This is a genomic window from Motilimonas sp. 1_MG-2023, from assembly GCF_030547455.1.
Classification (GTDB): domain Bacteria; phylum Pseudomonadota; class Gammaproteobacteria; order Enterobacterales; family CBDFNC01; genus Motilimonas.
This window is the reverse complement of sequence record NZ_JAUOPX010000052.1, coordinates 1-15,222: the sequence shown is the minus strand read 5'-3', so window position 1 is coordinate 15,222 and position 15,222 is coordinate 1. Positions and strand designations below refer to the sequence as shown.

General features: G+C 42.2%; 15 protein-coding genes and 1 pseudogene. 6 read left to right on the top strand and 10 right to left on the bottom strand.

Features of this window, described 5'->3' with window-relative positions; genetic code table 11:
• Positions 1-59: 59 nt before the first annotated feature.
• The 5 genes from xni to queF form a co-directional block, all read right to left on the bottom strand.
• Positions 60-857: a flap endonuclease Xni gene (gene xni, locus Q4519_RS19215; RefSeq protein ID WP_303515099.1), complete on the bottom strand. Its 798-nt coding sequence runs from the start codon at positions 855-857 to the stop codon at positions 60-62.
• A gap of 1 nt (position 858) precedes the next feature.
• Positions 859-2,220: a nucleotide 5'-monophosphate nucleosidase PpnN gene (ppnN, locus tag Q4519_RS19210; RefSeq protein WP_232800211.1), complete on the bottom strand. Its 1,362-nt coding sequence runs from the start codon at positions 2,218-2,220 to the stop codon at positions 859-861.
• A 77-nt stretch (positions 2,221-2,297) separates the two neighbouring features.
• Complete coding sequence (locus tag Q4519_RS19205) at positions 2,298-3,902, bottom strand: diguanylate cyclase (RefSeq protein ID WP_303515097.1); 1,605 nt, start codon at positions 3,900-3,902, stop codon at positions 2,298-2,300.
• Between the two features lie 103 nt (positions 3,903-4,005).
• Positions 4,006-6,264, bottom strand: coding sequence for a lipopolysaccharide assembly protein LapB (locus Q4519_RS19200; protein WP_232800213.1), 2,259 nt, complete (start codon positions 6,262-6,264; stop codon positions 4,006-4,008).
• A 78-nt stretch (positions 6,265-6,342) separates the two neighbouring features.
• Positions 6,343-7,197 (bottom strand): NADPH-dependent 7-cyano-7-deazaguanine reductase QueF, encoded by an 855-nt coding sequence (gene queF / locus Q4519_RS19195; protein WP_303515094.1) that lies wholly within the window; start codon positions 7,195-7,197, stop codon positions 6,343-6,345.
• 57 nt (positions 7,198-7,254) lie between these two features.
• On the opposite strand from queF, the gene syd reads away from it, so the two are divergent.
• Positions 7,255-7,815 carry a SecY-interacting protein gene (syd, locus tag Q4519_RS19190; protein WP_303515091.1) on the top strand — a complete coding sequence of 187 codons (561 nt, stop codon included), beginning with the start codon at positions 7,255-7,257 and terminating at the stop codon, positions 7,813-7,815.
• 38 nt (positions 7,816-7,853) lie between these two features.
• Here syd and Q4519_RS19185 read toward each other — a convergent pair whose 3' ends face one another.
• From Q4519_RS19185 to Q4519_RS19165, 5 genes are all read right to left on the bottom strand, one after another.
• Positions 7,854-8,624, bottom strand: a complete 771-nt coding sequence (locus Q4519_RS19185; RefSeq protein ID WP_232800216.1) for a Zn-ribbon-containing protein — start codon at positions 8,622-8,624, stop codon at positions 7,854-7,856.
• A gap of 2 nt (positions 8,625-8,626) precedes the next feature.
• Positions 8,627-8,929 carry a hypothetical protein gene (locus Q4519_RS19180; RefSeq protein WP_232800217.1) on the bottom strand — a complete coding sequence of 101 codons (303 nt, stop codon included), beginning with the start codon at positions 8,927-8,929 and terminating at the stop codon, positions 8,627-8,629.
• Positions 8,930-8,973: 44 nt separating this feature from the next.
• Positions 8,974-9,204: a DUF2789 domain-containing protein gene (locus Q4519_RS19175; RefSeq protein WP_232800218.1), complete on the bottom strand. Its 231-nt coding sequence runs from the start codon at positions 9,202-9,204 to the stop codon at positions 8,974-8,976.
• Between the two features lie 133 nt (positions 9,205-9,337).
• Positions 9,338-9,631 carry a DUF3301 domain-containing protein gene (locus Q4519_RS19170; protein ID WP_232800219.1) on the bottom strand — a complete coding sequence of 98 codons (294 nt, stop codon included), beginning with the start codon at positions 9,629-9,631 and terminating at the stop codon, positions 9,338-9,340.
• A gap of 40 nt (positions 9,632-9,671) precedes the next feature.
• Complete coding sequence (locus Q4519_RS19165; protein ID WP_303515085.1) at positions 9,672-10,694, bottom strand: DUF3549 family protein; 1,023 nt, start codon at positions 10,692-10,694, stop codon at positions 9,672-9,674.
• 113 nt (positions 10,695-10,807) lie between these two features.
• Between Q4519_RS19165 and Q4519_RS19160 the strand changes: the two are divergent.
• The 5 genes and pseudogenes from Q4519_RS19160 to Q4519_RS19140 all read left to right on the top strand — a co-directional run.
• Positions 10,808-11,104: pseudogene (locus tag Q4519_RS19160) on the top strand (YqcC family protein); the annotation flags it as partial.
• Complete coding sequence (truC, locus tag Q4519_RS19155; protein ID WP_303515127.1) at positions 11,087-11,863, top strand: tRNA pseudouridine(65) synthase TruC; 777 nt, start codon at positions 11,087-11,089, stop codon at positions 11,861-11,863. The pseudogene Q4519_RS19160 and the gene truC, both read left to right, overlap by 18 nt.
• 289 nt (positions 11,864-12,152) lie before the next feature.
• On the top strand, positions 12,153-13,661 hold the full coding sequence (ptsG, locus tag Q4519_RS19150) for a PTS glucose transporter subunit IIBC (protein ID WP_232800221.1): 1,509 nt from the start codon (positions 12,153-12,155) through the stop codon (positions 13,659-13,661).
• Positions 13,662-13,856: 195 nt separating this feature from the next.
• Positions 13,857-14,183 (top strand): DUF2809 domain-containing protein, encoded by a 327-nt coding sequence (locus Q4519_RS19145; protein WP_303515081.1) that lies wholly within the window; start codon positions 13,857-13,859, stop codon positions 14,181-14,183.
• 391 nt (positions 14,184-14,574) lie between these two features.
• The gene (locus Q4519_RS19140) at positions 14,575-15,180 is read left to right on the top strand and encodes a DKNYY domain-containing protein (protein ID WP_303515079.1); all 606 of its coding nucleotides are present in this window, start codon (positions 14,575-14,577) and stop codon (positions 15,178-15,180) included.
• Positions 15,181-15,222: the final 42 nt, after the last annotated feature.

Below are 15,222 nucleotides of genomic sequence, written 5' to 3'. Positions count from 1 at the left end.
GAGAGCTAACAGGATGATGGAAAAGTGCTTTTTTATTTAAAGGTAGCAGAGCAAGATCTTTATGGCAGTTTCTTATTGATTATTTTGCTATACCGAATATCTTTCAGGTTAAAACCTAAGGGAATATCAGCTTTTAGTATGACTAATTTTTTACTCACTAACGCTTCTTCACTGTGCAGTTTGACTTTATTTAATGCTTTATCGGTTTCATCTTGGCTAGCAAGCATCATTTCAAGTGACGGATACTGTCCTAATAGTTTCGTGGCTGTTTTAGGGCCAATACCGGGAACCCCTTTTATATTACTGCTGCCTACACCTGTTAAGCACCAATAATCAATTAACTGATCTCGTTTAATGCCCGTTTTCTGACAAAATTGCTCAGCAGTTAACCATTGGTGAGTGAAGTAGTCATACTGTTTTATGAGAGGTTGATGAAGTTGAAAAAAGCCTTTATCAGTTGAAACAATACAGCTTTGTTTATTATTTTTTGCCACTGTTAATGTCAAGGTAGCAATTAAATCGTCAGCTTCATCTTGCTCACTAACTAAGGACTCAATGCCATTGGCTAAGAGGGCATCTTGAATATTAGGTAAAAAATCTACCAGTGGTGTGGGAGCTGGCGTTCGGCCTTGTTTATATTCGGGCCATACTTCGCTGCGCCAACTGGGTTGTTGACCATCAAATACAGCAATAACATGAGTAGAAGGAATGTGCCTTAGTAGCTTATTACAGCTATTGACCACGCCATTAAGTGTGGCAATTAGCTGTGATTTCTCTGAGGGTTGTTGTGATTCGGAAACTGCGTGGATGCGACGGATTAGATTCATCGCATCCACGATCAGTAAAGTATTACCCATATTATTTACTAACTATCTCATAGCAAGGTGTGTATTTTGTTCCTGGCAACTTCATCCGATTTTGCTTTACAAAATCTTGTAGCAGTTTATCCATCATTTTCATCAATTTTGGATCGCCATCAATTTGAAAAGGACCATTTTTTTCAATCGCCTTTATACCTTCATCTTTGACATTACCAGCGACAATCCCTGAAAAAGCACGGCGCAACTGCGCGGCTAATACTTGTGGCTCTTGATCTAAATTAAGATTAAGGCTGGCCATGTTTTCGTGATTAGGAATAAATGGCACCTGAAAATCATGTTCAATTTTTAGCGACCAGTTAAACGAATAAGCGTCGCCAATAGCGCGGCGATAATCTTTAACCTTAGGCATTGCCTGCTTAATAACTTGGGCTGCACTGGCGGCATCATCAATGATAATTTGGTAATGGCGTTGGGCTTCAAAGCCAAGCGTATTGCCGATAAAGTCGTCAATGGTTCTGAAATATTCTTCGCTTTCTTTTGGCCCTGTCAGAATAATGGGCAATGGCTGGCGTCTGTTTTCTGGATGCATCATGATGCCCAAAATATAGAGTAGCTCTTCAGCCGTGCCCACGCCGCCAGGGAAAATAATAATACCATGAGACATGCGCACAAAGGCTTCTAAGCGTTTTTCGATATCAGGTAATATGACTAACTCGTTGACAATTGGATTAGGTGGCTCAGCAGCTATGATGCTCGGCTCAGTTAAGCCAATGTAGCGGCCGCTTTTTACTCGCTGTTTAGCATGACCTACCGTGGCCCCTTTCATCGGCCCTTCCATGGCGCCAGGCCCACAGCCGGTACAGATGTTCAAGCCACGTAAGCCTAGTTGGCTGCCAATTTCACGGGTATAGGCATATTCTATATCGCTGATAGAATGACCGCCCCAGCAAACAACTATGTTTGGGTCAATGCCCGGTTGTAGCACTCGAGAGTTACGTAAAATCGAAAACACTTTATTGGTGGTAAAGGCTGTTAACTCTTCTTCATCGGTGGGGATGGTTTGCGGCAATTGGCTGTTAACGTAAATAAGATCACGTAGTACGGAAAATAAATGCTCTTGAATACCATAAATAAGTTCGCCATCGACAAAGGCATGCTCGGGTGCGTTGAATAGCTCAAGTTTTACTCCGCGCTCACGACGTATCACGCTAATTTCAAAGTTGGCGTATTTTTCGAGAATTTCTTTACTGCTGTCTGTTTTACTGCCCGAGTTTAAGACGGCTAAAGAGCAGTTGCGATACATTTGATAAATGTCGCTGGTAGCGGTTTTTTTTAATCTGTCTACTTCTAGCTGTGACAGTAGATCCATACTACCAACGGGGCTAATGTGTGTGATCATAGTGACCCCCTAATAACAAAGAGGCAAAATTGCCTCTTTAACTTTCTGATTAGTATAGCTTTATTGTTTGTGAATTGCTAAATGCTTAATACCACTCGATCACGACCTTGATGTTTAGCATCATATAGTGACTGGTCAGCTCGCTCAAAAGCATCTAATGGTTGATCTCCGTCTTTAAAGGCTGTAGCACCAATGGAGACGGAAATGGAAACGCGATTATCTTTAAATTTAAAGGGGATCCCTTTAATTGTTTCGCGTAGTTTGTCTAGTGGACCTTGTAGATCTTTGGTTTCTACATTTGGCATTAAAATTACAAATTCTTCTCCGCCAAAGCGGGCAATAAAGTCAGTGTCTCTTAACGATTTTTGTAACGCTCGGGCAATCACTTTTAATGCTTTGTCACCAGCCATGTGTCCGTAGTTATCGTTAATTGATTTAAAGTGGTCAATATCAACGATGGCTAAGCATAAAGGATGCTCGTAGCGTTGCCAGCGCTTAAATTCAAGCTCAAGACGTTCGTCTAAAGCGGCGCGGTTATACACTTGTGTCAAGCTGTCTAAAAACAGTTTATGCTTTTGCGCACTGAGTCTTTTTTTATACTCAGAGGTTTCTTCTTTCATTAAACTTAGCTTATTTTCCATCTCTGCTAAGCGTTTTTCTAATTCTTTCTCGCGTTGTTCAAAGCTATCCTTTTCAGACAGTAATCGCGTTATTTCTTTCAATTGCGACTGAATAGATAACTTCAATTGCAGTAAGTCATTAGTATTGTCTACTTGCAGGCCCATGGTGCGCAAACGGGCACGTAAGTCCTCATTTATTTCAATCTGTTCGTTGCGTAGGGTACGAGACTCACTGACTGAGCTGCAAAACGTCTGATGAAACGAGGTTAAGCTTTCATTTAGTGAGTAAAGAAATGCCTGAGAGGCTTTTCGCTCTTCCCGAGTACCATCTATGATCAGGTTGATGACTTCTAAACATACACTGGCTAACTCATGGGGGTTAATCCCCGAAAGAATCCGGTTTCGTATTTGCGCCAGTGCTTCGCCAAACTCACCAGCAAAATCGAGCTCAGTAATTAGCCGTTGTAATTCATCGCAGATGCGTTTGTGCGAGAGTGGATCGATGCTGGCAGCTGTGGTTTTTTCTTCTTGTTGATGTGTTCTTAAGTAATCAGGCGCAGGGCGTTCTTGATAATTGAGCAGTTGCTGGTAAAAACCAACCAATATAGCCAGCTTATCTTGGTGATCTCTTAATATTTCAGAGGAGGGGCGGCTTAGGTACTCACGAATATTGCCACGGACTGCACCCGGTAAGCTTTTAAATTGCTGTAGTTTTTCTGCAGCTAAATAGGTTTGCTTATCTAGTTCTGTTAATGCCGGCTTAATAGATATGGGGTTTTTTAATAAATATTGTTCAACTTCATGGGCCTCAGTTAAGGCACTGCCGACTTCACTAACACTTTGCAGCTTAGTCACTAAACGCTCTAGCTTTTCATCAAGCGTTGTGTCGTGGTTTTGTGCACTGAGAGCCAGTCGTTCAATTAATTGAATGATTAATTTATTTTCCATGTCGGCCCTAGATTGGTTGGCATTATTGCGTACTGGCAGTGAATGCGATTTCTCTTTGAGAGGCTCTCCGCCGTTGCTCCGTATAATGACGCATTTTTGGGTTGGTGCTTTCAATGACAATTCCTGTCAATACTACAGTCCGTTCTCTAATTTCATTTTGCATCAGTTAATTGGTTCACACAAGTCAAGCTGTGCATTTATGCTAGTGAAAGCAAGTTTAGAAAGCAGGTTTTAGCTTCATATTATTACTGGCTTGAATGATTGGCCATACTAATTGGCTCTTATCACCACTGCAGTTGATTTTGACAAGACCTTTTGCAATAGCTTGTTGACCTAATTGCCAAATATCACCATTAAAAAATGCAGCTTGTGGGCAGTCTATAGCGAATAATTCCAGCCAAGCACTTTCCTCTGGTGTTTGTATTTGTTTGGCACCGAGCAAAGCCAAACAAGCTAAATCACTCACTCGTTTATGATCAATCGCAGCTTCAGCTTTAGGTAAAAAAGGATGGTTAACGATACCTATCGCTATACTGGGGGCAAGGTCATATTTATGAGTAAAGCGAGCCAATATATCAGTGAGAAACTGAGCGAGGGATTCGGCATCACTGTCTTCGGTTTTATGGGTAATAAACAACAGCTGATTATCTCGCATTTGATAAAAAGCAGATTGTTCCGGTTGGTGTGTTTGCAAATAAACGCCAAACTCTTTTTCGATGCGTTGTGCTTTTAACGCACCGTATTTCTCGTAGAGATCGGTTAAAAAATTAATGGATATTAACGCATAATATTGGGGCGTTGTTGCTTCTTTCGGTTTAGTAAATTGTTCACTCTTAAGCTGACTTGACCACCAAGGTAATAGGGTGTGCGGGTGGTGGTTAAGCTGCGTGATCAAGGTTTGACTTGCGGCTTTAAGTTGTTTTAATTTTAGCCAGTTGTGAATATAGCGATAAAGCAATACCAGCAATATGGTAGCTATCACAACACACACCAATAGAAAGCCTTCGAGCTTACTGGTTAATTTCTGATTATCTTGTTCCAAAACGGTAATTTGCTGCGTGCGTTCAATTAGCTGGTATTGTTCATTGAACTTGTTTTGTTCTAGGGTGAATTCTAATTGTTTAATTTTGGTTTGTAGGGCGTGAAACTGTTTAAAGTTTTCGATGGCTTTTTTGTAATGACCTGTTAGTTCATAAGCTGCAGCAAGCAGCTCATAAGCGCGTTCACGTTGCTCTAAAAATGACAGTGATTCGCTCAGCGCTAATACTTTTTCAAGTTGAATGCGAGCAATGCCAGCTTCGCCTTGTTCAATGTTGAGTCGCCCTAACAGTAACAAGGTATCGGCTAACATTTTGGCGTTATCCATCTTACTGTATTGAAAACGGGCTAAATTAAGATAATTACGTGCTTCATCAACGCTGTGCATTTTTAAAAAGGTTTTACCCATTTCAAAATTACACAAGGCGCTACCAGTTAAGTCTTGTAAGCCTTGTAATAAATCGCCCGCATTCCAAAAATACACCATCGATAATGAATACTCTTGGTTTTGACGATGTAATATCGCCATATAAATTTGCGCGTAAGCTAACTCTCTGTCATCGCCTAAGTCTTGGTATGCGTTTGCCGACAAGTTAGCGTAATGCAGTGCTTTATCTAATTTATTGCCTTGCAGTCGATAGATGTCGGCGATTTCATAAGTTGCTTTTGCAATCAGCAAAAAGTTCTCAGCATTCTCTGCCATGCTTTTTGCATCAACAAAATGGCTTAATGCCAATTGTGGTTGTGAAATGCGAATATAGTAGCGACCCCAATAGTAATTTAGCCAAGCTATGAGCTGAGGTTTATCGAGTTTGTTGGCAATGGTTTTCGCGTTCTCTAGCTCTTGATTTGCTTGTTGGAATTTATCTTTTTGGGTGTAAAAGTCAGCCAATGCGAGATGAATAGATAGTTGTAACTCATCTGTCAGGGGGTGGCTTGAACTATCGGCTTGTAATGATGCCTGTTGTACTTCAAGTAAGGCATCGACATGGCGTTGGGTATGATTAAACAGCAAGCTGCCGTAACTTAGTTTTGCTTGGGCCAGTTCAAAAGGCAGAGAGCTGGTTTGTGCCAGTTCAATCGCAATTTCAATATTGACCATGGCTTGGTCAATATTTTTAAGTTTTTTATAACATTTCGATTTTATTTGGAAGGCGTTTACGATGCTGCTGTTGTTGTTACTGGCCAGTGAAAAGCTATCGTTAAAAACAAATCCTTGTTTAGTTTGTTGTAGTTGAGATTTGTTTTTACCGAGATAAGCGTCGATCAGCTCAATACATTTTAATGGTGCTTTTATGCTTAAGTCATTGGCAGCCGAAAGCTCATCATTCAGCTCCATTGCTGTGATGTCTTCATAGCCGTAGGCTGGCGTGACCCAACTGACTAGAATCAATAAAAAACTAAAGGCAACGCGACTTAGTGTTCGAAATGATCGCAAGATTACGTGTGCTCTCCGGTAAAACCAATAATGGTAGCTGGCAAGCATCATACCGCCAGCCCCATGACAAAAAAACTACTATTGGCGCAAAAGTCTTGGGGTTGTTATCCCGCTCTCAAAGTTACTACGAAATGGGTTAATATCTAGACCACCTCTGCGTGTATATCGTGCAAAAACAGTAAGTTTTGTTGGTTTACAGTAATGATTGATGTCTTGAAAAATACGCTCAACACATTGCTCATGAAACTCATTATGCTGACGAAATGAGATTAAGTAGCGTAACAGCTGCTCTTGGTTTATTTTCGGTCCTTGATATTTAATCAGAACACTGCCCCAATCAGGCTGATTAGTGACCAAGCAATTAGACTTGAGCAAGTGGCTATATAGGGTTTCGTTCACTTCCATCTGGGAAGTACTGTTTTTTAAGTATTCAGGTTTAAACGCAAACTCAGTGACCTCTATGTCTAGCTCATCAATCAGAGTACCAGCAAAACTGCCAAGCGATTCATAATTTTGGTCAAGATTAGTATGGAGCGTCACTTCAACTTTACCTTGAGCGCACGTTGATAAGTCGCGAGTAAGGGTTTCAAGTACCGCGTCATGAGAATCGAACTTGTGCAGGTTTAGGCTGTTGAGATAAAGCTTAAAGGATTTTGACTCAATTAAGTTTTCGCTGTTTGCATCGACTTTACAATGCGCCGTGGCGACTACCGGCTTGCCTTTGCTATTAAGCCATGACAATTCATATAAACCCCAGAGGTCAAACCCTTGAAAGGGTAAATTTTGTGCCTGAAGTTGCAAGTCATCACGATTGAGTGAACGTGGTACAGCTTGCAGTAGAGCAGGGTTGTAGTCTGAGTCATATTGAGTATCTTGACCCAGCGATAAGGTATCGAGTATCGATGCGTTTTCGTAGCGAGATGATTTTTTCATTGTTTGACGATAATAGTTACAATGGCATTATTCTAACTGAAAATAGGCAATAAAGCAGTGGCACTATCTCCCTCTCTTGTAGAATTATCCGACTTTTTACAGCGTTGTCAGGCCTACTGGGCAGAGCAAAATCAGTGGCCAGAAGTTGAATTTGACGAACAGTGGCCTTCACCATGTCAGCGCAGTGGCGCGGTTAATGGCATCATCACTTGGCAACCAGAGCCAAATCCGAGTAATGTCAACTTTGACAATATCGCAGTGGCTTTGGAATGCCAGATCCACCCCGATATCAGCGCTTTTTATTGTCAGTGGTTTGCTGATAGCATTGCTTGTACTTTCTCGTCTGCTGAGGTGAACCAATACCCACTTGAGTTGATTCAGGCATGGAACCAAGATGATTTTGAACGACTACAAGAAAATATTATTGCACATGTTTTAATGCAGCGGCGTATTAAACAGCCTGACACTATTTTTATTGCTAGTTGCGAAGATGAAATGCAAATCATTTCAGTGGTGAATGAAACTGGTGAAGTTATTTTGGAGCAGTTGGGGAAAGGTAAAATTCGCTCATTAGCAGCCAGTTTACCTGAATTTTTGTCGCGATTGTCGCCAGCATAAAGTTTAAACCAAGCAGCGGAAAAGCCGCTGCATAGGCATTACTTTTTAAAGTCCCAAGATAAGTTTGAGACCAACCGACACGGCTCACACCTAAAATCAAAGATATCAAGCGCAGGCTCAGGTAAACGCCAGTCTTGCTGACAGCGAGGACAGGTGCGCGCCTGCTCTTGAGCTAAACTGCTGCCACCGACACGATACAAATAATAATAAGTAGGCACTTTAGTTAAGTATTCAATTCGCTTAGCCAAGTCATAACCACGACGAAATAAGTGAGAATCTGTACTACTTATTTCATGTAGCGCGCCATGCTCCAAAATTGAGCCATTCATTTGTAATTGATCGCAAGCTTCCCAATCTTCTTGCCATTTTATGGCCTGTTTTTGGCTGCCATTAGCAATGGTTGGGATTTGATAGAGCGGAATGGGGGATAAATCTAAACCACTGCGTAAGGGTGAACAAGTATGCACATAGGTAGTATAAAGAATTTGCCAAGGTGGTTGAGTATCAGCACTGGCCTGTGAGTTAAGGTCTTCACCAACGAGCTTTATTTTGGGGCTTAATAAGCCTGCTTGTTTTAAGCCTTCAATGGCTTTTTTGCCTTGCGGGCTTAAAAAAGAGCCGTGTAAGCTATTTGGCTCTGGCGTTACCAAGCGCAGTTGAAAGTAGCCGTCTTTGATTGCAATCGGAAACTCACGACCAAGGATCTGACCTTGATAGCGTAATGCATCTAAATATTGGTTAATGCTGCGCTCAACTTGATCAAAAGTCGTGTCTTGATAGCACTCGAAGATTACGTCATTGATATACATGATTATGAATTTTGTTTGAGTTTTTCTATTTCACTGCGCAGCTCAGCAATGTCTTGATTAAGTAAAGCAACTGCAGCAGTAATCTGCTGTTGAATACGCTTATCTAAGTCATCTTCAACGGCTGCCTGCGTGACGGGTTTATTGGGCGATGAATCAGTGATTTCAGGATGGTCTTGCCAAACTTTTAAGGCGCCAATAATTTTAGGTAAAGGATAGCCTTTCGGCAGTTTGGCTTTTACTAATCCTACACTGGGCGTTTTACCCGTTTTAGCGATTTGCTGTGCGGCTCTTATTGCGTCTTCCATGATTTGTTCTGGGCTCGAGAGAAAGATCGTATAGTACGATATTTTTACCTTCTTAACATTAAATCTAACTGATCGATTACTTCTGCCCAATCTGAATCTTGCCAAATTTGTTCGCGCAAAAACTCTGCTTGGGTGCTATTCCAAAAGGGGGCATCTGCCAATAACGTCATATTGTCTAGCTTATGCTGGTGGGTAAAACGCTGAATGCTAACTTCGTCATTTTTTAAGCCTAGTTGGGCAAATAGGCTCGAAACGTTGTGCGCTGAGTAGTCCATTGGGACCTCCATACTGCGGCTCATTTGTTCAAGTATAGTCTGGCTGGAGGGCTTTGCACCTTCACTCCTTTAACTCGATAACAAAGGCGTTAGGTGCATAGTCTTGAAGGGATATAACGGTTTAAACTACCGACTAAATCATGCGGTATGGCGGGATATCAAAGTGATATTTATGTTGGCCACTTAACCGTAGGTAACCTTGATAGCAGTTTTCACTGTCACTGCTAAATTCAAACACAAAAGTTTGTTCCAAAAAGTGCTCACCCAGTTTAAAACAAATGTTATCACGGGCGACAGAGACCAATTGCAGTTCAAGCTGCTGGCAACGTTGCTCAATCAGCTCTTGAGCTCGCTCGTTTTGTTTACGTTGCTGCCAAAACCAGATACAGATGGCGAAAATAGCAAAAAGCCAAAATAAATCAGACATTCATTAGTTCCAAATTATTATTCAAAAGTTCTGGCATCAATTAGCCAAACAAAAGCCCAATGGCGTGATTGAGTGCAGGGCTTCGCTCTGGCTCACGAATTTTTCCTAACAGTAAATGACGTAATTCAGGTTGTGCCACAAGATCTGCAAATAACTGCACAAACAGTTGACCATGATCGATGACCGCCAACTGTTCAAGGTATTGTGCTAAAAAATCGGGTTCGACTAAGTCTTGCCAACAACGGGCGGCAACTGCGATAAACCATTGTGGGTCTTGCCCTAAACTAGAAGCTAGCTGCTGCTTGAGTAGCATTTGGCGCAAACCTTTGGCTTTACTTGATGATATGGCGCGCAGTGCCAAAGTGGCGACTTGCGGCTTGTCAGCTAGTTTGGCCTGAGCCAGCTCAACTAATTTTTCAGTAAGTTGAGTGCTCATATTTTGGTGCTCTAATGCTTCAAGTAAAATACACAAGGGGGTGTCTGGTAGCCGAGTTAATGCGTTGCCAATATGTGTTTCATTATCATCCTGCTTTAAGCGCACCGCAACGTCAGCGATCCCTTGCATACCTAACTGTTGCCATTGTTGCCAATCGAGTTGGCCACTGAAATAAGCATGTGCCTGCTCATAGTAACGAGAAGCAGGGCGCACTAGATCAAGATTTAATTTGGCATGAAACACCGCCGTTTTATGCTCAGCCGGTTTAAAAGTGTAAGGGTTGTTAGCAAGGCGCTCTTGCTGTTTTTCATCGGGTTGCTTTTCTAAGCTGGCGCCAAGGGCTTCAACCACCAGTTGAATAAAGTGCGTTTGTGGGCCGGCTAACAGTAAGCCGCGCTCGTCCAAAGGCAGTTTCAAAAACCAAATATAATGCTGTGGGTTATTCACCTGCCAAAATACCACGGCAACCCACGCATGTTGTTGCAATGGGTAAGGGTAGGGAACTTGGTTCAACTCTACTTTTTTGAAATCACTGGCACTGATTTTTGTTACTTTTCTACCAAGATCATAAATTCTAAATTGGCATTGGGCTTTATCGAGAAAATCAGTAAGCGAGTGAATATTCATAATCAGTACAACCAAACATCAAGTGAGCAAATAAATTGGCTATGGATTATAGGGCCTAAGCGCTTCAGATGGTATATTCTCGGCAAATTTACCACAGATAATCCAAGGACATCATGAGTCAAGCCTTATCTTTGTTACCCTTATTGGCACAACTTAAACAATCGATGCAGCAAGCCCAGTTGTGGCAAGCTGACATACCAAGCGATGAGGCCCTTGCCAGTCAAGCGCCGTTTTGTGTTGATACGTTAACCTTTGCGCAATGGTTACAGTTTGTGTTTCACCCCAAATTGTCCTTGATGGCAGAGCAACAAATGCCGTTGCCAAGTAAGATTGCTGTGCTGCCAATGGCAGAAGAAGCATTTAAATTAGAAACTAAACCCACCGATGAGGTGATGCGGATCATTAGCCAAATAGATACACTCTTAACTCAAGATGAGCCCGTCTCATTACTGGACATTGTTTATCAAGATGAGTATTTAGTTGCCATTAATAAGCCATCAGGGTTATTGGTTCACCGCAGCTGGCTGGACAAAGGCGCCACCCAATTTGCCATGCAAATGCTACGCGACCAACTTGGCCAATATGTCTATCCCATTCACCGCCTTGATCGTCCTACTTCGGGCGTACTGTTGTTTGCACTAAGCTCTGACGTGGCTAGGCTGATGAGCGAACAGTTTGCTGAGCGCGCACCAACAAAAATGTATTATGCCCTAGTGCGTGGTTGGTGTGGCGATGGTGAACTTGATTACCCATTAAAAGAAGAATTAGACAAAATAGCAGATAAGCATGCTAGCCAAGCTGCAACGTTCAAAGAGGCGGTAACGCAATATCAATGTTTACAGCAAGTTGAATTGCCGTTTGCAGTCGGTCGCTACGCCACCGCACGTTTTAGTTTGATGCAACTTATGCCAAAAACAGGGCGTAAACACCAATTAAGGCGACACCTAGCCCATTTGCGCCACCCCATTATAGGTGACACCAGTCATGGTGATGGCAAACAGAATGCGTTCTCTAAGCAGCAGCTTAATAACCACCGCCTATTGCTACATGCTGCGCAGTTAGCATTAACTCACCCGATAACGCAGCACGCCACTGTTATTGATGCCCCCTTGCCTGCTGATTTTGAACGCGTGCTAAAAACATGTGGTATTGACCGCTTTTCCGTATGATATCTGCGCTTATTTAACTTGAATTCAGTATATTTGACTTAAATAAGCGTTACCGTTGGTGACCTGTGTTCCTACTTGGTAACTAAGTTCCTTGTTTTATCGCCCTGCTCAATTCAACTAATTGTTTTTAAAGGCTTTTAATTGTTACTCTTTGTTACATTGCAAGGGGTAAGTTTTTGAACTGTAACAAGTTTCCATTCCTCAATCCTGTGCTTTAATTAACTCATGCGCTGGGGCCATGTTATATGGCGGCAAAGTCCGGTGAAATTTTAAATCGAGGAGAGTTGATATGTTTAAAGCACTGTTTGCAAATCTGCAAAAAGTGGGTAAATCACTGATGCTACCAGTATCAGTGTTACCTGTTGCAGGTATCCTACTTGGGGTGGGTGCCGCCAAGTTTAGTTTCCTTCCAGATCTTGTTTCCCAGCTAATGATGAACGCGGGTGACTCAGTATTTGGTCAAATGGCCTTGTTATTTGCTGTAGGTGTGGCGTTAGGCTTCACTAAAAACGACGGTGTTGCTGCATTGGCTGCTATCGTTGGTTTCGGCATTATGAAGGCAACATTAAGTGTCATGGCGGGGTTAGACTTTAACTCAGCGGTAGAGGCAGCCAAGGCGGCGGGCCAAGTGTTATCGGAAGCCGATTTAGCCACGCTTAAGGCGGCGATTAGTAAAAACTATGAGACGGGTGTACTTGGCGGTATTTTAGCGGGGTCATTAGCGGCGTGGGCATTTAATCGTTACTACCGTATCCAGTTACCTGATTACCTTGGTTTCTTTGCTGGTAAGCGCGCAGTGCCCATTATCACAGGTTTCCTTGCCATCGTATTGGGTGTTGTACTTTCTGTTGTGTGGCCACCAATTGGTGGCGTGATTGCTACTTTCTCACACTGGGCTGCTAATCAAAACCCAACCGTTGCTTTTGGTATCTATGGTGTGGTTGAGCGTAGTTTGATTCCATTCGGCTTACACCACATCTGGAACGTGCCGTTCTTCTTCGAAGCGGGTCAATGTCTCGACTCTTCTGGCGCTGTGCGTAACGGTATCTTAACCTGTTATCAAGTAGCGGATGACGCATCTCGTGCTGCCGGCAATGGCTTTGGTCAATTAGCGGGTGGTTTCATGTTCAAAATGTATGGTCTGCCTGCAGCGGCGATTGCCATTTGGCACACAGCAAAACCTGAAAACCGAGCAAAAGTGGGTGGCATTATGGTCTCCGCTGCGCTTACCTCCTTTCTAACAGGTATTACTGAGCCTATCGAATTTGCTTTCTTATTCGTAGCGCCTGTGCTTTATGCAATCCACGCTGTATTGGCAGGCTCTGCATTTGTATTAACCAATATGTTAGGCATGGTACACGGTACCTCTTTTTCACACGGTCTAATCGACTTTGTGGTGCTATTCGCTAACTCAAATAAAGGCTGGATGTTCCCATTATTGGGTATGTGCTATGCCGCGCTTTATTACGTTATCTTCCGGGTCGCTATTGTTAAACTCGATCTAAAAACACCTGGTCGTGAAGATGATGTAGCAGACACAAGCGCCGCGGTAGAAAGTTCTGAAATGTCTAAAGAGCTAGTCGCTGCCTTTGGTGGTAAAGAGAACATCACCAACCTAGACGCATGCATTACGCGCTTAAGAATCAGCGTAAAAAGTGTTGATGCGGTTAACAAAGACCGCCTTAAAGAGCTAGGCGCAAAAGGTGTGGTTGTAGCAGGTGACGGTGTCCAAGCTATTTTTGGTACGCAATCAGATAACTTAAAAACCGATATGGAAGAGTACATTTCAGGTTTGTAAGTTAAACGTAACCTCAATATGCAAAAGGAGCCAAATGGCTCCTTTTTTATTTTTATTTGATTTATACTGCGACGCTAATTATTCATGACCGAATTTTCGTGATTACGCATTTTGCTTATCCGGTGCTCTTCGCGTTACAGAGCTATTATTTTGTTTAGATTCAACGCCCGTTATTTTGTCTGCAGTCTTATACTATTGCTGACCTTAATTGTTATCGCCCTATTTATTCGTGACTCATTTATTCGGCCATTCCTTGGCGATGTGTTAGTCGTTATTTGGCTGTATTTACTTTTGGTGGCTTGCTTATCTTGCTCCAAAAAAAGCATCGCGATATTTGTTTTAGCATTTGCTTGCTCTCTTGAGGCTTTGCAGTACTTTCAATTCATCAATTTACTCGGGCTACAAGACCACCAAGCCGCGCGGATCATCATTGGCGCAACATTTGATTGGCTGGACTTGGTGGCTTATGCGTTAGGGATTGGCTTTATTGGTGTATTTGAACGCCTCTTAAATAAGGGATAAGTATGAGCAATCAGAGCGGTGTAAAAAAACCTTTGGATTGGATTAATGATCATCGCAGGTGTGTTGTCACTACCTGAATTTTTCATTTTCTTGATATATGTTTCGCTTACGATCTGGATGTTGGCATACTTTACATTGCTGTTGCCAACTTGCTGGCGGGCTTCTATTTCAGACTCTGATGCATGGAAGTGCTGGTTTGCCTTTACCGTATCATTATATTTATTATTTCATCATGTTAATGACTGTTCCTTGGCTCTCCTCGTACTTTCTGTTCCACACTGGCGCATATATTGATATTGCTTCTAGTGGCCGGTATTTGAGATGTCTAGATTGGATTTACTATGATGGTAGATCAATCCCCGCTATTGCTTATAACTTTAGATCGTTAGATGTGGAAGGTGAAAATAACCTATCTGGTTATGGGACTGATGGCGTTGATATTTTTTTCAAAGGTGAAACAGTATTAGGTGCTGAACCTCGTTCATTTAGGTGTTTATCCGAGTCAGGAAATGGTTATTGGTGTGATCGGCAGCGAGTTTATTTTGAAGGTCAAGTCCTTGAAAATGCAAAACCAGATTTCTTTTCAGTCATGTATCTGCAGAATCAGAGTATATTTGGCCATTGTCAGGGGGTACTGTATGTCGGTGCCAGCTGCATTCCAGAAGTCGATTTAGCAACCTTTCATTTTCTTGTTGATCATTGGTTGTTTGCTAAAGATAAATCCAATGTTTACGCTATTTATGACAACAAACTCAGAGTAATAGATGTCGATGTTTCCAGCTTTAAGATATTTGAAGGCGGAATAATAGTTAGAGATAATTTGCGTGCTTTTGTTGTTATCTCAGGCGCTGTACTTAAAATTATCTCTGATGCGGATTTACATACCTTAACGCCACTAGACTGCGGTAATGTTAAAGATAAGTACCGCGTTTACTATCATGATGTTGGTTTAGACGATCAAATATTGTTCTGGTCAACCAAAACTGGACACCTTTAGTTGAGAATTTTCAAACTCCACTGGTGACAGATCACCATTGGC

Coding starts and splice junctions, on each gene's coding strand:
- xni (WP_303515099.1), bottom strand. CDS start 857: ATGGGTAATACTTTACTGATCGTGGATGCGATGAATCTAATCCGTCGC.
- ppnN (WP_232800211.1), bottom strand. CDS start 2,220: ATGATCACACACATTAGCCCCGTTGGTAGTATGGATCTACTGTCACAG.
- queF (WP_303515094.1), bottom strand. CDS start 7,197: ATGAAAAAATCATCTCGCTACGAAAACGCATCGATACTCGATACCTTA.
- Q4519_RS19185 (WP_232800216.1), bottom strand. CDS start 8,624: ATGTATATCAATGACGTAATCTTCGAGTGCTATCAAGACACGACTTTT.
- Q4519_RS19180 (WP_232800217.1), bottom strand. CDS start 8,929: ATGGAAGACGCAATAAGAGCCGCACAGCAAATCGCTAAAACGGGTAAA.
- Q4519_RS19175 (WP_232800218.1), bottom strand. CDS start 9,204: ATGGACTACTCAGCGCACAACGTTTCGAGCCTATTTGCCCAACTAGGC.
- Q4519_RS19170 (WP_232800219.1), bottom strand. CDS start 9,631: ATGTCTGATTTATTTTGGCTTTTTGCTATTTTCGCCATCTGTATCTGG.
- Q4519_RS19165 (WP_303515085.1), bottom strand. CDS start 10,694: ATGAATATTCACTCGCTTACTGATTTTCTCGATAAAGCCCAATGCCAA.
- truC (WP_303515127.1), top strand. CDS start 11,087: ATGCGGATCATTAGCCAAATAGATACACTCTTAACTCAAGATGAGCCC.
- ptsG (WP_232800221.1), top strand. CDS start 12,153: ATGTTTAAAGCACTGTTTGCAAATCTGCAAAAAGTGGGTAAATCACTG.